The sequence below is a fragment of the Telluria mixta genome, from assembly GCF_029223865.1.
Classification (GTDB): Bacteria; Pseudomonadota; Gammaproteobacteria; order Burkholderiales; family Burkholderiaceae_D; genus Telluria; species Telluria mixta.
The window spans coordinates 6,654,383-6,675,538 of the sequence record NZ_CP119520.1 but is presented as its reverse complement, the minus strand read 5'-3'; the positions used below and the strand labels follow the sequence as shown (position 1 = coordinate 6,675,538).

Below are 21,156 nucleotides of genomic sequence, written 5' to 3'. Positions count from 1 at the left end.
TTATGTTCGTGAAAAAGTTCTTGAACAAATGCACGTTTCAATCGGCCGGCGGCTTGCTGCGCAAGGTCACGACCGCGCCCTTCAGCCCGGCGCCGTCGGCCCGCACGGTGATGGTGCCGCCCGCGCCGGAGCGGGTCCGCACGATGCCCAGCACGAGGCCGTTGAACGCGGCCCTGTCCTTGGCCTGGAACGATTCGAAGCTCGTCGCATCGCCGTTGTCGGTCGCGACGAGGTCCGCCGGCCCCTCGACGGTGAAGCGCACGCGGTCCTGCGCGCGAGGGGCGGGCTGGCCGTCCTGGTCGACGACGCGCACGGTGACGAACGCCAGGTCGCGTCCGTCGCTGGCGAGCGCGGTGCGGTCGGCCTGCGCGTGCAGCGCGGCCGGGGCGCCGGCCGTTTTCACGGTCTCCTTCGCCCATTCCTTCCCGTTCTTATACGCGACGACCGTGATCTCGCCCGGCTCGTACTTCACTTCATCCCAGCGCACGCGGTAGGTGAAGGGCGCCTTCTTCTGGCGGCCCTGCGACTTGCCGTTGACGAACAACTCGGCCTCGTCGCCCGACGTGAACACGTGCACGGGCGTGACCTGGCCGACGCGGTCCGGCCACGTCCAGTGCGGCAGCACGTGGACCATCGGCAGGTCCGGGCGCCAGCGCGACTGGTACAGGTAATAGCGGTCTTTCGGGAAGCCTGCCAGGTCGACGATGCCGGAGTACGCGCTGCGCGCGTCGTAATACGGCGTCGGCTCGCCCAGGTAGTCGAAGCCGGTCCAGACGAATTCGCCGGCCACGTACGGGTTGCGGTCGAGCGAGGCGAACACCTTGTCGGCGGATGCGCCGAAATCGACGGCGTACAGTTCGTAGCCGCTGACCTGCTTGCTGGCGGAGTCCCCACCCCGGCCGTCGCGCACGATCGAGCTGTTCGCCGGATGCACCGGGAACAGATAGACCCCGCGGCTGCTGAAGGCCGACGCGGATTCCGTGCTGAGGATCACCTTGTCCGGGAACCTGGCATGGAACAGCGGGTACTGCGGCGGCGTGCGGATCCGGTCGGTGCCTTCGAATTCCGGATCCTGGCGGATGCCTTCGCCCTGGTAGTTCAGGCCGATGACGTCGACCTCCGCCGGCAGCGGCATGTCCGACTTGGCGTAGTTCATGGCCGTCGTCGTCGGCCGGGTCGGGTCTTCCTCGCGGGCGATGCGGTGCAGCTCGCGCGCCACCGCGGCACCTGCCTTGTCGGTGTACTGCTCGCCCACCTCGTTTCCGATGCTCCAGATGATGATGGAAGGGTGGTTGCGGTCGCGCCGGATCATGGCGCGCAGGTCCTGCTCGTGCCAGTCGGGGAAGACCAGGTGGAAGTCCAGCGGCGTCTTCTTGCGCTCCCAGGAATCGAAGATCTCGTCCATCACGAGGAAGCCCATGCGGTCCGCGAGGTCCAGCAGCTGCGGGTCGGGCGGGTTGTGGCTCAGGCGCACGGCGTTCGCGCCCATCGCGCGCATGATCTCCAGCTGGCGCTCGGCCGCGCGGACGTTGAACGCGGCGCCCAGCGCACCCAGGTCGTGGTGGTTGTTTACGCCGCGCAGGGGGATGTGTTCGCCGTTGACGAGGAGTCCCCGGTCCGGGTCGAAGCGCACGGTGCGGATGCCGAACGGGGTCTCGGTGCGATCGACGATTCGGCCCGCCTGGCGCACGGTGGTCACAAGCGTGTAGCGGTGCGGCGTCTGCGTGGGCGGCGGACCCCACAGGCGCGGTTTGGCGATCGTCGTCGAGCCACCGACGGTGCCGCTCGCGTTTGCTGCGACCGTCGTCGGGGCCGACACCGTGGTCGCCACCGGCTTGCCGACGATCCGTCCGCGCGCGTCCAGCGCGTACACCTCGGTCGTCACCGTCGCGCTGGCCGGCGTGCCGCCTTCGTTGTCGACGGCGACCTGCCACGCGACGCGCGCGGATTCGGCGGATACCTCGGGCGTCGTCACCGTCACGCCCCACTGGCCCACGTGCACGGGCGCCGTCTTCGTCAGCCACACGTTGCGGTACAGGCCCGCGCCCGGATACCAGCGCGCGGATTCAGGCGGGTTGTCGAGCCGGATCGCGAGCTGGTTCGGGCCGCCCGGCTGCAGCCACGGCGTCAGGTCGATGCGGAAGGAGTTGTAGCCATAGGGCCAGCCGCCCGCAAGGTGGCCATTCACCCACACGCTCGCGTACGACATGGCGCCGTCGACGTCGAGGAAGATTTTCTTGCCGCGATCCGCGGCGGGAATGTCCAGCTTGCGCCGGTACCAGGCCGGGCCCCACGTCTTGAGGCGGCCCATGCCGCCGTACGGGCCCGTCGTCAGGAACGGACCTTCGATGGCCCAGTCGTGCGGCAGGGTAACGGGGCGCCAGGCGCTGTCGTCGAATGCCAGTCTGGCGAACGGTGCGTCGATGGCCGGCTCCGTCGCGGGACGCCGGTAGCGGCGCGCCGGATCGCGGATGAACGCATTGCCGCTCGGGAGGATCCAGGGTTTCAGCACGGGCGTGTCCGCGCGCGCGACCCTGGCCGCTTCCTCGGGCCTGGCGTCGGCCACCTTGCCGTCGGCGGACGCCGTCACTTCCGGCCGCACGTCGTACAGGTAGGGGGCAGAGCCGCCGTCCGGGTCGCCGGCGCGGAAGCGCCAGCCGTCGTCCAGCAGCAGGTGCTGGCGCGGCGCGAGGCGCTCGGCCGCCCGGGCCTGTACGGCGAGGGGTGAAAAGGCGGGAAGCAGGGTGGCGGCGAGCGCGACGGTAAGTGTGGATGCGAGCGTGGATGTGAGCCGGCGTGCGGCCTTGCGATGCGTGTCTTGCACAGTCTCCTCCTGGTAGGCAGCTGCGCATGTTGTTATAACATTTAAAATGGTAGCGCAACCATTGGCAGTGTATGCGTGAAGCCCCGGCTGGTCAAATGCAAATGATCAATTTTTTGATCGTTTCGCCGGCGGCGCCGCACTACCATGTGGGCCCATGCGCCGCCTCGTCCTTATCCTGGCCCTCACCGCCAGCCTCGTCCACGCCAAGCCGTTCGAGCTGGACGACGCCGTCATCGTCCACGCCGACCAGCCCACGATGCGGCTTGCGGCCGGCCTGCTGGCACGCGACGTCGAACGAGTGAGCGGCAGGGCGCCCGCGTCGGCAACGCGGCTGCAGGATTGCCCGCGCCGCTGCATTATCGTCGGCACGGCGGATTCGGCCCTCGTGAAGGCGGCGGCGCAGGCGCTGGGCGCGGACCTGAAGCCGCTGGCCGGCCAGTCCGAGCGCTACCTGCGCGTGGCCGGCGAGGCGGGCGGCCGCGCGCTGCTGCTCGTGGCGGGATCGGACCGGCGCGGCGCGGTGTACGGGGTCGTCGACATGTCGCGCGAACTGGGCGTGTCGGCCTGGGAATGGTGGGCCGACGTGGCACCGGCGCACGTGGACCGTCCGGCGGTGGATGGCGCGCCGCGGCTGTCGAACGCGCCGTCGGTGGCGTACCGCGGCATCTTCATCAACGACGAGGACTGGGGCCTGCAACCATGGGCCGCGAAGACGTTCGACCCGGCCGGCGACATCGGTCCGAAGACGTACGCGCGCGTGTTCGAGCTGCTGTGGCGCCTGAAGGCCAACCTCGTGTGGCCCGCGATGCACGAATCGACGCGGCCGTTCTACTCCATCCCCGGCAATGCGCGGACGGCGGACGATTACGCGATCATCGTCGGCACGTCGCACGCGGAGCCGATGATGCGCAATAACGTGGGCGAATGGAAAAGCGGTCCGTTCGACTGGTTCCGGAACCGCGACCGCCTCGTCGATTACTGGCGCACGCGCATCGAGGAGGTCAAGCACACGGAGACGATCACCTCGCTCGGCCTGCGCGGCGTGCACGATTCCGCGATGGAGGGCGCGGCCAGTCCCGAACAGGCGCGCGACACCTTGCAGGACGTGTTCCGCGTCCAGCGCGCCATGCTGGGCGAAGCGCAGGGCAAGCCGCCGGAACGCATCCCGCAAGCCTTCACGATGTACAAGGAGGTGCTGGATTACTGGAACCTCGGCCTCGCCGTGCCCGACGACGTGACGCTCGTGTGGCCGGACGATAACTACGGCTATCTCGCGCAGCTGGGCACGGACAAGGAAGGCCGCCGCGCGGGCGGGCAAGGCATCTATTACCACGTGTCGTATTGGGGCCGGCCGCACGATTACCTGTGGCTGGGCACGACGCATCCGTCCCTGATCCGCGACCAGCTGGAGCGCGCCTGGGCGACGGGCGCGCGCCGCCTGTGGGTGCTGAACGTGGGCGACATCAAGCCGGCCGAATACCTGACCCAGTACTTCCTCGACGCCGCGTTCGACGCGGACGTGCTGAAGCACGACCCCGCGCGCCACCTGGAAGCGTGGGCCGCCGCGCAGTTCGGACCCGGCAACGCCAGGGAAGCGGCCGCCATCCTGGGCGAGTACTACCGCCTCGCGTGGGAACGCCGTCCCGAATTCATGGGCTGGAGCCAGACGGAGCCCACGCGCCCCGTGCGCACGACCGCGTATGTGCGCACGGGCGGCGACGAAGCGGAGCGGCGCCTGGCCGACTACCGCGCGCTGACGGCTCGCGCGGAAAGCCTCGCCGCCCGTATCCCGGCGCCGCTGCGCGACGCGTACTTCGAACTGGTGCTGTACCCCGTGCGGTCGAGCGCGAACCTGAACACGCGTATATTAAAACTGGATCTCGCGGCGGAATACGCGCGCCAGCAGCGGCCGTCCAGCAACCTGTACGTGCGCCAGGCGCGGGCGGCGCACGCGGCGCTCGTCGCCGATGCGGCCGCGTACGAGGGCCTCGCGGGCGGCAAGTGGCGCGGCATCATGGACATCGTGCCGCGCCGCCTGCCCGTGTTCGCCGAACCGGCGTACCCGACGTGGAGCGCGTCGCGCCGGCGCGGCTGCGGCATCGTCTATCCCGATCCGTTCTCCGTGGATGGCGACCGGCTCGTGCTGCGCCGCGGCCGGCCGGCCACGCGCACCGTGACGCTGGTGAGCTACGGCGGGCAGGACGCGCGCTGGTCCGTGCGCGGCGGGGCACATGCCGTGCAGGCGAACGCCGATGGCGGTATGCTGGATGCCGCGAACGGCCACGAGCAGCGCATTACGCTGCGCTACGATGGCGGGGCGGATCCGGCCCTGTCGCTGCAATGCGGAGAAGACACGGTGAACGTCCGCTTCGGGGAAGGCGGCATCGTCGTGCTGCGTGCCGGCGCGGCCACGCCCACGCGCGACTGGACACCGCAGCCGGGGCTCGGCACGTCCGGCAGCGCGATGCGCGCGCGGCTCGACCTGCCGTCGCGCACCGTCGCCGACCTCGCCGATCTCGCCGCCAGCGCGCCGCTGGTGTATCGATTCGCGACGGCGGGCGATGGCGAGACGCAGCTTCGTCTCGTCGCCGTCCCCGAGCATCCGCTCACGGCAGCCAACCGCGTGCGCTTCGCCGTGAGCCTCGACGGCGGCGCGCCGGAAGTGGTTGACACGACGACGGCCGGGCGCAGCGAGCAATGGAAGGAAGACGTGCTGTCCAACATGGCGGTGCGCACGTGGCGCGTGGGGCGCCTGGCGCCGGGCATGCATACGTTGACGGTGCACGCGCTCGATCCGGGCATCGTGCTGGACCGGATCGACGTCGTGCCGGACGGCGCGCCCGACCACTACGGCATGCCGCCCGGCGATTGAATGATGCTTGGAATTTTAGGCAAGACTTTCGGAAAATCGCCTATGGAACCGTACCCGTCCAGCATCTAGAATCATCTTCCTGGAGGTCCTAAATTCTGGCACTCCGCACGCAGCAAGGAGGAACGATGTCGCAACCCACGCAACCCGTCTGGTTCATCGCCGACGCCACCACCGGCCTCGCGGCCGCGCTGGCGGAGGCCGTGCTGGCGTCCGGCCAGCATGCCGTCCTCGCGGCGCGCGCGCCGGCGCAGCTGCAGGCCCTCGTCGACCGCCATCCGGACCGCGCCCTGGCGCTCGCGCTGGACGTGACGGATGCCGCCAGCGTCGACATGGCGATCGTCGCCGCCGAGCGGCGTTTCGGGCGCATCGACGTGCTGGCGACGAGCGCAGCCCAACGGTATCCGGGCGCGATCGAGGAAGGCGAGGAGGGTGCCATGCGTGCCCTGTTCGAGGAAAACGTGTTCGGCCCGATCAACCTCGCCCGCCGCGTGCTGCCCGGCATGCGCGCGCGCCGCGCCGGCCATATCGTGATGCTGGCCCGTGCTTCCGTGCAGGCGCCCGCGTTCGAAGGCTTCAGCCATGCCGCGCGCTCCGCGCTGGAAGCGCTGGCGGAAGCGCTGTTCTATGAAGTGGAACCGCTCGGCATCGGCGTCACGCTCGTCGATCCGGGCAGCGGCGACGACGCGGAGTCTTCGGCGCCGCGCGCAGCCGGCATCGCGGACTATGACGGCATGGCGAGCCGGACCGCACTCGGCCGGGGCGCCGCCCAGGTCGACGCCGCGCGCGGCGCGCAGGCCATCATGCAGGCCGTCGCCGCCGGCCGCGGTCCGCTGCGCCTCGTGCTGGGGCGGGCCGCGCTGCAGCGCGCCTACGACCGCCTGCGCGTGCTGAAGGTGGGGTTCGATGCGTGGGCGGACCTGGCCGCGTCGGCCGATGTGCCCGCGCCCGTACGGCCGGCCCATCCGGTGCCGCCCGCCGGCGGTCGGCCGCGCCGCGCGGTGCGCTCACGCGCCTGACGTGACCGGCCGGCCCAGCAGGGCCGGCACGGCGGCGGCGTCCATCGGCCGCGCGAACAGGAAGCCCTGGTATTCGTCGCAGCCCAGCGCGCGCAGCAGCGCCAGCTGCTCCTCGGTTTCCACGCCTTCGGCCACGATGCGCATCGAGAGGCCGTGCCCCAGCGCGACGACAGAGCGGACGATGGCCGCGCTGTCGGCGTCGCGCCCCAGGTCGCGCACGAACGCCCGGTCGACTTTCAGGCGCTGCACCGGGAAGCGCTTCAGGTAGGCCAGGCTCGAATAGCCGGTGCCGAAATCGTCGATCGACAATTCCACGCCGAGGTCGCGGATGCCGCCCAGCAGGCGCTCGACGACGTCCACGCGGCTCATCGCGATACTTTCCGTGATCTCCAGTTCGAGCGCATGCGGCGCGAGGCCCGCGTCGGCCAGCGCGTCGGCGATCACCTTCAACAAGTCTTTCTGGTAGAACTGGCGGATCGACAGGTTGACGGCGATGCGGGTTGCGATGCCATGCTCGCGCGCCCAACGGCTCGCCTGTGCGCACGCGGTGCGCAGCACCCACGTCCCGATCGGAATGATGAGGCCCGTCTGCTCGGCGATGGGGATGAAGCGTGCGGGCGACACGGGGCCCAGCACCGGGCTGTTCCAGCGCAGCAGCACCTCGAACCCGGTGACCTGTCCCGTCGCGATGTCGACCTTCGGCTGGTAATGCGGCGTCAGCTCGCCGCGCGCCAGCGCATGCCGCAACTGCTCCTCGATGGTGAGCCGTTCGTCCAGCTGGATGTGCGTGGATTCGGAGTGGAAGTGCACCGGTTCGCCCGCCTCGCTGCGGGCGCGGTGCTTGGCGATGTCGGCGAGGCGCATCAATTCGTTGGCGGAGGCGGCGTCCTGCGGATACGTCGCGATGCCGATCACGGGCGCCAGGTGGAATTCGCGCCCGCCCACGCGCACGGGTTCCGACAGCAGCGCGTGCAGTTCGAGCGCGATGGCGTCCACGGGGCGGTGGCCCGGCCCCGCAGGCAACAGCACGGCGAATTCGTTGGCTTTGACGCGCGCCACGCAGAGGGCCGCGGGCGCCAGCGCGTCGAAGCGCGCGGCGACCTGGCGCACGGCGTCGTCGCCCGCTTCGATGCCGAGCAGGTCGGCCACTTCCTGCTGGCGCTCCAGCGCGATCAGCAGGAGGACAACCTGTTCGCCCTGCAGGGCGTCCGCCAGCACGCGGCGCAGGCGGTTCAGGTTCGGCAGGCCGGTCAGCGGGTCGTGGTCGGCCAGGTAGGCCAGGCGCAGCTCGACCTGCTTGCGTTCCGTGATGTCGGTGAGGCTGTTGACGATCTGGACGGCGTCGCCCTCGCTCCTGAGCTGCGCGGCGAGCTGGATGGCGGTGCGGGTGGCGCCACTGCCGTCGCGGATCTCCGCTTCGAGCGCATGGACGCCGTCACCCGCGCCGTCGGCCGTGCTGTCCGCATACAGCCGGGCGCGCGCGCCGGCGCCGGCCGGGTCGAGGACTTCCGCTTCGAGGTGCCCCGTCACGGCGTCTCCGGTCCGGCCCGTGAACTGCAGGAACGCGCGGTTGAACAGCACGATGCGCCGCTTCGCGTCGAGCACCCACAGCGGCGTGGCCAGCGAATCGAGGATGGCGTCCAGGTAGCGCGCACCGTCCGCGAGGCGGCGCTCGCTGGCCTGCAGGCGGGCGATCAGCGCGGCCTGGCGCGCCGCCTCGCGGCTCATGCGCCAGGCCAGCACGGCCAGCGTGACCGACAGCAGGACCCAGGCCAGCATGGCGATCCACAGCCAGCCGCGCCACACGGCCAGCGTGTCGGCCAGGTCGCGCCCTGCGACGATCAGCAGGGGATACCCGGCGACGGCGCTGTAGCCGTACAGGCGGCGCACGCCGTCGATGGGGCTCGTCGCCTCGAACGCGCCGACCGAGGCGCGCGGCAGGTGAGTCTGGAACAGCGGCGTGTGGATGAAGGAGTGGCCGATGGCCTTGGGAAGCGTCGGGCTGCGCACGAGCATCGTGCCGTCGCGCTGGTGCAACGTGACGGAGCCGCCGTGGCCCAGGTCGGCGGAATCGAAGATGCGCTGGAAGTAGGCGGCGTCAGCCTCGATGACGGCCGGACCGTCGGGCAGGACGCGGGCCAGTGTGATGGCGGCGGGGCCGCCGCCCGGCGGCAGGGCGATGCCGATCTTCGGCGCGCCGGAAGGCTGCGGGCGGCGCGGCGCGTCCGGCCCGAGCCGCCGCACGCGCGCCGGGATGGCCTCAGGCGCGCCGCCCGACAGGACGGCCGCCGTGTCCGTGCCGTCCTGCGGCGCGTGCTCCGCCGCGCGCGCGAGGGCCAGGTCCAGCGCGAGCGTGGCGTAATGGGTCTGGGCGGCGAAGGCTTCCGCCAGGTTGCGCAGATTCGTCTGTTCGCGTTCGATGGTGTCGTGGTAGCTCGACACCAGCAGGCCGGCGAGCGTCACCGTGATCGCGACGATCAGCATGGCCGCCGCCGCGAGCGGCCGCGTGTCGCGCGGGGTAGGGGTCGGAGTGGGCACGTTCGTCAATACATTGATGTCGAGCCTGAGTATAAACCGGCGGACGTCCGCCGGGGGCGCCGATCACCGCCCGGGCAGGCGGATTGCCACGCGCAGGCCGCGCGGCTGTGCATCCTGCAGGTCGACGGTGCCGCCGTGCTGCGCGACGATGTCGCGCACGATCGCCAGCCCGAGCCCGCAGCCTTCGCCCTGGTCCGTGGCGCGCACGAACCGTTCGAAGACGCGGGCACGGTCCGCCTCCGGGATGCCTGGACCGTTGTCGGTGACGGTCACCAGGACGTCGCCGCCGCTTGGGGCAACCCGGACCGTGATCTCGCCGCCGCGGCCCGTGTACTTGATGGCGTTGTCGATCACGTTGGCGAGCGCTTCGCGCAGCAGCAGCGCGTTGGCCTCGATCCGCAGCGGCGCGCCGGCGGCGGGCGGCGCGGCGTCGTCCATGCCGAGGTCGATCTGCGCCCGCAGCGCGCGCGGCACGTATTCGGCGACGATCTCCTGGACGAACGCGGGCACGTCCAGCGGTGCCTTGTCGGATGCCGCCGCGGCCTCGGGGTCCGCGCGCGCCAGCATCAGCAACTGGTTGATCAGGTGGGCGCCCCGCGTGGCGCTCTGGTCGACCAGTTTCAGCCGCGCGATCAGGGCCGGATCGTCGGTGGCCGCGATCGCCAGCGCCGTCTGGCTCTTCAATCCCGCCAGCGGCGTGCGCAACTGGTGGGCCGCGTCGGCGATGAAGCGCTTCTGCGCATTCACGTTCTGGCGCACGGACGCGAGCAGGGCGTTCAGCGCGCCGACGAGGGAGCGGACTTCCTGCGGCGCCGATTCGATCTGCAGCGGCGCCAGGTCGAGCGGCGAGCGGCCCTCGACCTCCTTGCGCAGGCGCAGCAGCGGCACCAGGCCGGCGCCGGTGCCGATCCAGACGATGAGCGTCAGCAGCGGAATCAGGGCGGACAACGGGAGGAGGGTGTCCATCAGGATCATCTTGAAGATGTCTTCGCGGTGCGCCATGTTGCGCGCCACCTGCACGAGCATCCACTGCTCCTTGCCTTCCGGCGCGGCGTAAGGGAGGTAGAGCGCCGCGATCCTGACCTTCATGGTCGCCCGGGGATCCCGCCGGCCGGCGGCCCCGGGGGAATGGAGCTCGCCGTCGTAGAAATAGGGGTCGTTCAGGCGCGGCTGCATGGACGGGGGCGGCATCGGGATGCTGTTGTTGCCGAGGATGAATTCGCCGGGCGGCGTGCTGACCATGTAGAACAGGCGGTCGTTGGGGTCCGTCTCGAGCACTTCCTGCGCCGCGCGGGGAAAATCGATCAGCAGACCGTTGCCGATGGGCTTGACGCGCCGCGCGAGCGCCCGGGTGGCCTGGGACAGGGTCGCATCCGCCGCCTGGTTGACGTAGCGGACCGCCAGGCGGTACGTGGCGAAACCGCCCGCGACCCACAGGACGAGCTGGGGCAGCAGCACCCAGATGACGAGCTGGCGGCGCAGGGAGAGTGTGCGTGTTCCCCGCTCAGGACGGTCGTCCATCGGTGCGCTCGACGGCCAGCAGGTAGCCGAGTCCACGAACGGTCCGGATCTCGAGGCCCGACCCTTCCAGCTTGCGGCGCAGCCGGTGGATGTGGACTTCCGCCGTGTTGCCCGCGCCGACTTCGGTGCCGTCGCCGGCCCAGGCGGTGGCGATCTGATCCTTGGTGACGACCTTGTCCGCATGGACCAGCAGCAGGTCGAGCAGCGTCGCTTCGCGCGGGCTGAGTTCGACCGGTTCGCCGTGGATGACGGCGCGCCGCGCGGCCCGGTCGAAATGCAGCCCGGACAGCGCGACGTCGCCGGGCGCGGCCGACGACGTTCGCGCGCGCCGCAGGATCGCCCGCAGGCGCGCTTCCAGTTCCGGGAACTCGAACGGTTTCGTCATGTAGTCGTCCGCACCGGCGTTCAGCCCCGCCACGCGGCTGTCGAGCCGGTCGAGGGCCGTGAGGACCAGCACCGGCACGTCGGGCCGCGTCGCGCGCAGGTTCTTCAGCACCGTGAGGCCGTCGACCATGGGCAGGCCGAGGTCGATGATGGCGATATCGAAGTTCTGCCGGGTGAGCAGGAATTCCGCCACCGGGCCATTGGGTGCATGCTCGACGGTGAAGCCCGCGGCATGCAGTTGCGCGGTCAATCCGTTTGCGAGGATGGGGTCGTCTTCGGCGAGTAAAAGTTGCATTCGTTAATATTAACGGATTTGTGACTGCGTTACCATCCGGCCACGTTCCCGCTCGCTTCCCTGTGCAGGCGAGTCGCGCTAAGATGCACGCCATGAAAGTCTTCGCCACGGCAATCGCACTCGTTACCGCCTGGTGCGCCTCTGCCGTACACGCGGGCGAACTCGAGGTGCTCCACTTCTGGGACGTGGGCGACGACGCACGGGCCGTCGACGTGCTGAAATCGACCGTGCGGCGCGAGGGCCATACCTGGAAGGACTTCGCCGTGTCGTCCGACGCGAACGGCGTGCCGCTCTTCCTGCTGCGCTCCCGTGTCCAGTCGGGCAATCCGCCGTCCGCGGCCCAGGTCAAGGCCCCCGTCATCCGGCAATGGGCACGCGAAGGCGCCCTCGCCAACCTGGATGCGACGGCCCGCGCCGGGCAATGGGACACCGTGCTGCCCCGCGTCGTCAGCGATGCCATGAAGTACAAGGGCAGCTATGTCGCCGTACCGGTCAACATCCACCGCATCAACTGGCTGTGGATTAACACGCGCATCCTGAAGCGCGCCAACGCGCAGGTGCCCGTCACGTGGGACGACTTCTTCGCCGCCGCCGACGCGATGAAGCGGGCAGGGTATATCGCCGTCACGCACGGCGGGCAGCCCTGGCAGGATTTTCTCCTGTTCGAAAACGTGGCGCTGGGCGTGGGCGGTCCCGACTTCTACCGCAAGGCGTTCGTGGCGCTGGATCCCGACACGCTGGCCAGCCCTCTCATGGAACAGGCGTTGCAGACGTTCCGGCGCATCAAGCCCTATACCGACGTGGCGGCGATGGGGCGCGACTGGAACGTGGCGGCGTCGCGGCTCGCGAACGGCGAGGCGGGCATGTTATTCATGGGCGACTGGGCCAAGCCCATGTTCCTGGCGGCGGCGCACGACAGCAGCCTGGAGTTTGCCTGCGTGCCCGCGCCCGGGACCGCGAAAGCGTATGCCTATACGGTCGACTCGTTCGCCCTGTTCAAGGTGAACAGCCCCGCCAGGATCAAGGCCCAGCAGGACTTCGCCGCCGACCTGCTGGCTCCTGGCGTGCAGGAGGAATTCAACCTCGTCAAAGGGTCGATTCCCGTGCGCCAGGGCGTCGATCTGGCCAAATTCGACCGCTGCGCGAAGCAGTCGGCCGCCGCCTTCGATGCCGCTACCCGCGGCGGCACACTCGTTCCCAGCATTGCCATGGCCTTGCCGCCCGCGGTCGAGGACGCCATGCGCGAAGCCGTCAGCGCGTACTGGCATGACGACCGCATCACCACGCGCGCGACGATGCAGCGCCTCCTCGCGGCCGCGCGCCGCCCGTAACTCCCCCCTGTTTTCTCCCCTGTCGTTCCTTGCACCGTTGCACGCCGGCCCGGTGTGTGAGTTTTCGCGTGTATCTGTACGTACACACTGGTGAACATTGTCACTATTTAATTTGACTAACAAAAACATTGCGGCGTAGACTTCATTAATGCGACATTAATTCAATAAGAATAGTCGTTAATAATGTTTCGCGCCGCGTCGACGGCGGATTACAAATTAAGGAGATGATGTGAACCAGTTCAGGAAAACGGCCATTGCCGTCGGCGTGTCCCAGGTCGTGCTGCTCGCCAGCGGCATGGCCTATGCACAAACCACTCCCGCCACCGACAATGGGGGGACCACGTCCGTCATCGTGGTCGGCCAGCGCGCCTCGTTGGAAAATGCCCAGAAGATCAAGCAGAACGCCGACGAGGTCGTCGACTCGATCGTCGCCGACGACATCGGCAAGCTGCCGGACCGTTCGGTCACCGAGGTGCTGCAGCGCGTGGTCGGCGTGACCATCGACCGCACCATGGCGAAGGGCGACCCGGAACACTATTCGGTGGAAGGTTCGGGCGTGATGGTCCGCGGCCTGAGCTACGTCCGTTCCGAGCTGAACGGCCGCGACTCGTTCTCGGCCAACGGCGGCCGCTCGCTGAATTTCGAAGACGTGCCGCCCGAGCTGATGGCCGGCATCGACGTCTACAAGAACCCGTCGGCGGAACAGATCGAAGGCGGCATCTCCGGCCTGATCAATCTGCGCACCGCGATGCCGTTCGACTTCAAGGGCCGCAAGATGTCGATCTCGGCCCAGGATACGTATTCCACGCTGAAGAAGGGCAAGCCCCAGCCGTCGTACTCGATGATGTTCTCCGACCGCTGGAAGACGCGGTTCGGCGAATTCGGCGCCCTGTTCGACCTGGCCACGTCACAGAGCGGCACCCGCACCGACGCGTTCCAGGTGTCACCGTACTACCCGCGTACCGACGTCGTGCCCGGCCAGACCGTCTGGGTGCCGAACGCCGCGAGCTTCCGTTCGCTCGAGTTCGACCGCAAGCGCGACGGCGCCTACGCCGCGTTCCAGTGGAAGCCGAACAGCGCCGTCCAGTCGTCGCTCACCTGGTTCAAGTCGCGCTACAAGATGAAGTGGGACGAGCAGGCGATCTTCGGCCAGTCCAGCCCGTACAACCTGCAGGTCGCGAACGGCAAGTTCGATCCGAAGGGCGCCATGATCAGCGGCGTGCTCACCGATCCGGCCGATGGCGGCGTCAACTTCAACGACGATACCCGTACCTCGACGCGCAAGTCGGCCACGACCGACATCTCGTGGAACCTGCGCTGGCGCCTGAACAGCCAGTGGAGCGTCACCACCGACCTGCAGAAGGTGCGCGCCACCACCGGCAGTTTCGACTCGACGGTCGCGACCGGCCTGCAGATTCCGCAGATGGGCATGGACATGAGCGCGACGCCGGCCCGCCTGATCTTCGACGACGCCACCAAGGCGTACATGGCGAATCCGAACAATTACTACTGGGGCTTCACGATGGAGCACCAGGATGCGAGCGTCGCCAACGAGAAGGCCTGGAAGACCGACGTCAAGTACGAGTTCGACCACCCCGTGCTGCGCGACCTGCGCATGGGCGTGCGCCTGACCGATCGCGACGCGACGACGATCAACTCCGTGCCGGGCTATAACTGGGCGGCGATCACGCAGCCGTGGCAGGTCGGCCCGGTCGGTTCGTGGCAGCCGTTGAGCTCCCTGGCTTACCTGGGCGATCCGCGCTTCTCCGCCGGCACGCACCTGAACACGTTCCCGAACTTCTTCAACGGCAAGGCGTCGGTGCCGGCCGTCGTATTCCCGAACACGTCGCTGGCCGACGGCTATCCGGGCACGTATGCGCAGCTGCACCAGTACTACAACGTGCTGTGCGCCGAGCGCAGCGGTAAAGCGCCGGACACCTGCGGCGCCTGGAAACCCGCGACGTTCGGCACCGACCCGTCGGGCACCAACGACCAGCAGGAGCGCAGCAAGGCCATCTATACGCAGCTGCGTTTCGGCTTCGACGACCTGAAGTATCCGATCGACGGCAACATCGGCGTGCGCTACGTGAAGACCAACATGGTCGCGCACGGCTACACGGTGTTCAGCTTCACGGCCCCGAACATCCCGGCCGGCGCCACGGTGACCGGCACGCCGATCCCGAACATCCCGAACTTCCAGCAGAAGCAGGACTTCGACAATTCGTACAGCAACGTGCTGCCGACGCTGAACCTGCGCCTGAAGGCGTCGGACAAGCTGCAGTTCCGCTTCGCCTACGGCAAGGCGATGTCGCGTCCGGACTTCTCGCAACTGCAGGCTTATACGAGCCTGTCGGAAGCGACCACGACGACCACCAACACCGCGACCAACGTCGTCAACGTCAGCAACGTCAGCCTCACCGGCACGGGCAGCGGCAATCCGATGCTGCGCCCGACGATGGCCAAGCAGGCCGACGTCACGGCCGAGTGGTACTTCGCACCGACGGGGTCGTTCACGGCCGCCGTGTTCCACAAGAAACTCAGCGACGTCATCATCAACCAGAGCTACAACTTCGCGCTGCCGGACGTGAACGGCACGATGCATGACTTCGTGACGACGGGGCCGGTGAACGGCGCGAACGGCACGGCCAAGGGCATCGAGCTGGCTTACCAGCAGTACTTCGACATGCTGCCGGGCTGGCTGGCGGGCTTCGGCGTGCAGGCGAACTACACGTACGTGAAGAGCAGCCAGGACCTGTACCACCCGGTGTACCAGGCGTACTGCTCGGGCGGTAGCGGTGCGGACAACCTGAACCTGAACCTGAACGGTTGCGACGTGGACGGCAAGACCTTCGGCAACCTGCCGCTCAACGGGCTGTCGAAGAACTCGTACAACCTGGCGCTGCTGTTCGACCGGGGCCCGATCTCGGCACGCGTGGCCTACAGCTGGCGTTCGAAGTCGCTGCAGGCGATCAACGCCAACGGCACGAACGGCGGCGACGGCACGGACACCAATCCGAACAGCCCGACGTTCGGCCAGCACAATGTGCAGTACGCGCTGCCGACGTGGTCCGACGCCTACGGCCAGGTGGATGCGTCGATCTTCTACAAGATCACCGAGAACCTGTCGTTCGGCCTCGAGGCGCAGAACCTGAACAACGCCATGTACAAGCAGTTGATGCAGCAGGGCGTCGGCTTCAAGGTCCGCGGCGCGTACGTGACGGGCCCGCGCTACACGGCGCAGATGCGTTACTCGTTCTGACGCGGACCAGGTTTCTCTCCTCTGCTGACTGCAGATGTTTAGGCGGCTTCGGCCGCCTTTTTTCTACGCCACCAACAACAAGATCTTGAGGTAAAGCAATTTCATTTCTCGTTACATCCCCTGTAACCGTGAGTTTTGTTGACAGTCGAAAAAAGCGGGCATTAAACTCCTTAAGGTTTGTTAATAAAAACGACTCGACACATTAATGTGTTCCGATCGGGGATGTCCAAGGGAGCAAGACAGTTGCAACCATAACAGCACCGGCACACGTATGCCGGGGCAGCCAGGCAGCGGAGCTACATCCCAAGCCAATCTATAGAGGAGATCTCATGTATCGGAAGCACAGCATCATCATCTCGGCGGCGCTCGCGGCACTCGTCGCCGGTTGCAGTGGCGGCGACCGCACCGCCGGCCCGTCGGCCACGGCGCAAGCCCCCGCCGTCGCGGCCACCGTCGGCTCGGCCACGTCCTACACGAGCGTGAAGTGGGGCGGCGGCGGCTACGTCACCGGCCTCATCTACCATCCGACCAGCTACAACGTCATGTACGCCCGCACCGACGTCGGCGGCGCCTACCGCTGGAACGGCGGCGGCTCGTGGACGCCCATCACCGACGGCATCGGGTTCGGCGGGGGCGACGGTGCCTTCCACGGCGTCGAAAGCATTGCCGTCGATCCGACCAACGACAACAAGGTGTACCTGGTCACGGGCATCGTTTCGCACGACTGGCAAGGCACCCCGATCAACGGCCGCATCTATGTCTCGGGCGACCGCGGTGCCAGCTGGACGCACTACGACCTGCCGTTCCCGGTGGGCGGCAACGAGAATGCCCGCGCCATCGGCGAACGCCTGAAGGCCGACCCCACCAACCCGTCGACGCTGTTCTACGCCTCGCGCACGGCCGGCCTGTGGAAGAGCACGAACTCGGGCCAGACCTGGACCCAGACCGGTTTATCGAGCAAGGTGCTGTCGGCCAGCGAGATCCAGGGGCTCGGTAGTTCTCCGGTGGGCGTCGAGCAGATCATGTTCGACAACTCGAACGTGGGCGGCGGGGCGACGACGTGGATCATGTACGCCGCCATCGCGCCGGACTACGTTCAGAAGGCGGGCCTGACCTCGACCATGTACAAGTCCGTCAACGGCGGCGCCTCGTGGACGCCGGTGTCGGTGCCGTCCAGCGTGTCCGGCTACTACGTCCCGCACATGGTGCGCACCAGCGACGGCAACTACTACGTGGTGTTCAACAAGAACGCCGGGCAGGGCGCCGGCGGTCCCGGTTACCTCTACCGGTTCGGCGGCGTGAACTTCAACGAGTCCTGGACCCAGCTCGCCACCACCACGCAGGGTGGCTACGGCGGCGTGTCCGTCTTCGGCACCGGCTCGACGGCGCGCATCGCGCTGGCCGTGACCGGTACCTGGAGCGCCGGCCAGCCGGTCGTCCAGCTGTCCGACGCCGGCGGCGCCCCCGGCAGCTGGCGCGAAATCGCGGACGGCATGCAGCATTGGGGCGGAGGCTTCCGGGGCTGGGTGGACGACATCGAAATCGATCCGACCAACAAGGATCACATCCTGCACATTCACGGCGGCGGTGTCTGGGAAACCTGGAACGCGTCGGCGGCCAGCCCGAGCTGGGACGCTCCGGTCAACAACCTCGAGGAAACCGCGACCCTGGCGCTCGTCACGCCGCCGGCGGGCGCGTCGTACAAGTTCGTCAACAGCGCGGGCGATATCGGCAACTGGGTCCAGACGGACCTCGCGGCGACGCCGACCAGGACGCCCAACAGCGCATGGGGCAATGGCGACGCCGCCGACGTGTTGTGGTCCGATCCGAACTACATCGTCGCTGCCGGCATCATCTCCGGCGGGTCGACGGTCGCCTACGGCTCATGGTCCGGCGACAGCGGCAATTCGTGGTCGAACTTCGCATCGCTCCCCGCCGGTGCCTCCACCAACTTCGCCGACACGGTGAGCATCGTGACGACGTCGCGCAACAACATCGTCTGGGCACCCGCCAACTCGATCCCGTCGTGGACCTCGAACAACGGTGCCAGCTGGACCCAGGTCAGCGGCCTGCCCACGCCCAACGGCGGCCTGAACAACGCCTATCGCCTGGTCGTCGACCGCCAGAGCCCGAACAAGGTCTACGCCTTCGATGGCGGCGGCGCGTGGTGGAACAGCACGACGGGCAAGGTCTACCAGTCGACCGATGGCGGCCATTCGTTTGCGCTGGTCCAGGGTTCGGTCGCGGCGAACTTCGCCCCGAATGATTTCGGGCTCACGACGATGGTGGGCAATCCCAACGCCTCGGGCGACCTCTGGGTGACCGACGGCAACGCCGTGTACCACTCGACCAACTCGGGTGCAAGCTGGACCAAGCTCTCCGGCTTCGCGACGGTCGCCGCCAGCGGCTCGACGGGGCCGCTGCCAGGCGCCGCCAGGATCGCGCTGGGCAAGGCGCAGGCAGGCGCGTCGTACTCGGCCGCGGTCTACGTCGTGGGCACGCGGGGCGGCGTGTGGGGCATCTGGCACTCCGACGATGGCGGCGCAACCTGGGCGCGCTTCAACGACGACGCCCACCAGTACGCCGGCATCGGCGTGATCGCGGCGGACTGGAGCACGTACGGACGCATCTACTTCAGCGGCAACGGACGTGGCGTGATCTATACCAACTGAGTCATGCGGACCTGACGTAGCCAATGACCGCCGCGCCGGCACATCACCGTGCCGGCGCGGCGGCGCTACGTCATTCCATCCTTTTCGAGGAGACACCATGCATCGGAAGCACAATATCGTCATCCCGGCGCTGCTTGCGGCCCTGCTCGCGTCGCTACTTGCGGGCTGCAGCGGCGGCGGCACGACCCCGGGCGCGTCGGGCACCGCGCCCGTCCTCGCCGCCACCACCGGCTCGGCCACCAGCTATGCGAGCGTGAAGTGGGGCGGCGGCGGCTACGTCACCGGCCTGGTCTACCATCCGACCACCGCGAACGTCGAATACGCACGCACGGACATCGGCGGCGCCTACCGCTGGAATGCCGCCACGTCGTCGTGGACGCCCATCACCGATGGCCAGGGCTTCGGTGGCGGCGAGAGCCGGTTCCACGGCGTCGAAAGCATCGCCCTCGATCCGAACAACGACCAGCTGGTCTACATGGTCACCGGCATGTACACCTTCGAAGGCAACGGCCGCATCTATGTGTCCAATGACCGCGGCACCACGTGGACGCATTACGACCTGCCGTTCCCGGTCGGGGGCAACAATCCCGCCCGCGCGATCGGCGAACGCCTGGCGGTCGACCCCAACAATCCGTCGACGCTGTTTTACGGCTCGCGCACGGCCGGCCTGTGGAAGAGCACGGACGCCGGCCGCACGTGGGCCCAGGTCACGTCGCTGGCGACCCTGCAGCTGACGAACGACCAGGTCAACACGATGGGCGGCTGGGTGACGGGCGTCGAATCGCTCATGTTCGATACGTCGACCAGGGGCACCGGCACGCCGACGCCGACGCTGTATGCCGCCATCGCCCAGGACTACGCCAGCGCGGCGGGCCTGACCTCGACCCTGTACAAGTCCGTGAACGGCGGTGCGTCGTGGACGCCGGTGGCGGTGCCGTCGGCCGTATCCGGCTACTACATCCCGCACGCGGTACGTGCAGCGGACGGCACGTTCTATGTCGCGTTCAGTGCGGGCGCCGGCCCGGGTGTCGCGGGTCCCGGCTATCTCTACAAGTTCAGCGGCGGTACGTGGACCCCGCTCGCCAGCAATGCCAACGCCGGCTACGGCGGCCTGTCCGTGTACGGCAGCGGCCCGACCGCCCGCATCGCGCTGGGCGTCTCGAACACCTGGGGCTCCGGCCAGATCGTCCAACTGTCGGTCGACGGCGGCAACACCTGGCGCGAGATCGAGCAGGGCATGCCGCATACGCCGGCGGGCAGCGGCGTCGGGGGCTGGGTGGACGACATCGAGATCGACCCGTCCAATCCCGACCACATCTCGCACGTCCATGGCGGCGGCGTCGTGGAAACCCGGAACGCGTCGGCGAACACGCCGGGCTGGAACGGCGCGGTCACCAATCTCGAGGAGACCGCCACCCAGGCGCTCGTCACGCCGCCGGCCGGCGCGTCGTACAAGTTCGTCAACAGCGCCGGCGACATCGGCACGTGGCTGCAGACGGATCTCGCGACGGCGCCGACCAGGGGGCCCTCCGCCACCTGGAGCAACGGCAACTACGCCGACGTGCTGTGGTCCGATCCGACGTTCCTCGTCGGCGCCGGCGTCCAGAACTCGTCCGGCACCGCCTTCGGCTTCTGGTCCGGCGACGGCGGCAACACGTGGTCGAACTTCGCGAAGCTGCCGACCGGCGCGTCCACCAACAAAGGCAGCACGGGCAGCATCGTGGCCACGTCGCGCAGCAACGTGGTCTGGGCGCCCGCCAACTCGGTGCCGTCTTATTCCACGAACAACGGCTCGCGCTGGACGTCGACCAACCTGCCGGCACTTGCCAGCCTCGGCTGGGATCGCGGCTACCGCCTGGTGGCCGACCGGAAGAATGCGAACAAGGTCTATGCCTACGATTCGGGCGGCGCATTCTGGGGCACGGCGGGCAAGGTCTATGTCTCGACGAACGGCGGCCATACGTTCACGCTGAGCCAGGGCTCGGTGTCGGCCAACCTGGCCCCCAACGCGTACTGGATCACGGCTATGGTGGCCAATCCGAACGCCGAGGGCGACCTCTGGCTGGCCGACGGCAACGCCGTGTACCACTCGCTGGATTCGGGTGGGACCTGGACGAAGCTGAACGGCTTCGCGTCGGTCGCGGCCAGCGGTTCGACGGCCCAGTTGCAGGGCGCCAGCGCGATCGCACTGGGCAAGGCGCAGGCCGGATCCCCGTACTCGGCCGCGATCTACGTCGTCGGCACGATGAATGGCGTGTGGGGCATCTGGCACTCGGACGATGGCGGTGCGACCTGGGCGCGCTACAACGATGACGCGCACCAGTACGGCGGCATCGGCGCGATCGCGGCCGACTGGAACACGTACGGGCGCATCTACTTCAGCGGCACCGGCCGTGGCCTGATCTATACTAACTGAGCAGTGTGGACCACCGCGGCGCCGGCCG

The 21,156-nt window shown here is 68.4% G+C and carries 10 protein-coding genes; 6 read left to right on the top strand and 4 right to left on the bottom strand.

All coding sequences use genetic code 11. The features are described 5' to 3' along the window. Positions 1-37 precede the first annotated feature (37 nt). A complete protein-coding gene (galB, locus tag P0M04_RS29395) occupies positions 38-2,824 on the bottom strand; it encodes a beta-galactosidase GalB (RefSeq protein WP_259452870.1) in 2,787 nt (928 codons plus the stop codon). Between the two features lie 154 nt (positions 2,825-2,978). Here galB and P0M04_RS29390 point away from each other — a divergent pair, with 154 nt between their 5' ends. Together P0M04_RS29390 and P0M04_RS29385 are read left to right on the top strand one after the other, a co-directional pair. Beyond that, complete coding sequence (locus P0M04_RS29390; protein WP_259452869.1) at positions 2,979-5,696, top strand: glycosyl hydrolase 115 family protein; 2,718 nt, start codon at positions 2,979-2,981, stop codon at positions 5,694-5,696. A gap of 125 nt (positions 5,697-5,821) precedes the next feature. Further along, on the top strand, positions 5,822-6,712 hold the full coding sequence (locus P0M04_RS29385; RefSeq protein ID WP_259452868.1) for an SDR family NAD(P)-dependent oxidoreductase: 891 nt from the start codon (positions 5,822-5,824) through the stop codon (positions 6,710-6,712). On the opposite strand, the gene P0M04_RS29380 is transcribed toward P0M04_RS29385, so the two are convergent. From P0M04_RS29380 to P0M04_RS29370, 3 genes are all read right to left on the bottom strand, one after another. Continuing rightward, a complete protein-coding gene (locus P0M04_RS29380) occupies positions 6,701-9,250 on the bottom strand; it encodes a bifunctional diguanylate cyclase/phosphodiesterase (RefSeq protein WP_259452867.1) in 2,550 nt (849 codons plus the stop codon). The genes P0M04_RS29385 and P0M04_RS29380 overlap by 12 nt on opposite strands. 63 nt (positions 9,251-9,313) lie before the next feature. After that, entirely contained in the window at positions 9,314-10,771 is a 1,458-nt protein-coding gene (locus P0M04_RS29375) for a sensor histidine kinase (RefSeq protein ID WP_259452866.1), read from the bottom strand. After that, the gene (locus P0M04_RS29370; protein WP_259452865.1) at positions 10,755-11,450 is read right to left on the bottom strand and encodes a response regulator transcription factor; all 696 of its coding nucleotides are present in this window, start codon (positions 11,448-11,450) and stop codon (positions 10,755-10,757) included. Before P0M04_RS29370 ends, P0M04_RS29375 begins: the two co-directional genes overlap by 17 nt. Positions 11,451-11,542: 92 nt before the next feature. On the opposite strand from P0M04_RS29370, the gene P0M04_RS29365 reads away from it, so the two are divergent. The 4 genes from P0M04_RS29365 to P0M04_RS29350 all read left to right on the top strand — a co-directional run bounded on the left by P0M04_RS29365 (position 11,543) and on the right by P0M04_RS29350 (position 21,128). Then, complete coding sequence (locus P0M04_RS29365) at positions 11,543-12,781, top strand: ABC transporter substrate-binding protein (RefSeq protein WP_259452864.1); 1,239 nt, start codon at positions 11,543-11,545, stop codon at positions 12,779-12,781. A gap of 229 nt (positions 12,782-13,010) precedes the next feature. Further along, positions 13,011-16,040 (top strand): TonB-dependent receptor, encoded by a 3,030-nt coding sequence (locus tag P0M04_RS29360; protein WP_259452863.1) that lies wholly within the window; start codon positions 13,011-13,013, stop codon positions 16,038-16,040. Between the two features lie 329 nt (positions 16,041-16,369). Further along, a complete protein-coding gene (locus P0M04_RS29355) occupies positions 16,370-18,712 on the top strand; it encodes a dockerin (RefSeq protein ID WP_259452862.1) in 2,343 nt (780 codons plus the stop codon). A gap of 97 nt (positions 18,713-18,809) precedes the next feature. Further along, positions 18,810-21,128: a dockerin gene (locus P0M04_RS29350; RefSeq protein ID WP_259452861.1), complete on the top strand. Its 2,319-nt coding sequence runs from the start codon at positions 18,810-18,812 to the stop codon at positions 21,126-21,128. Positions 21,129-21,156 lie beyond the last annotated feature (28 nt).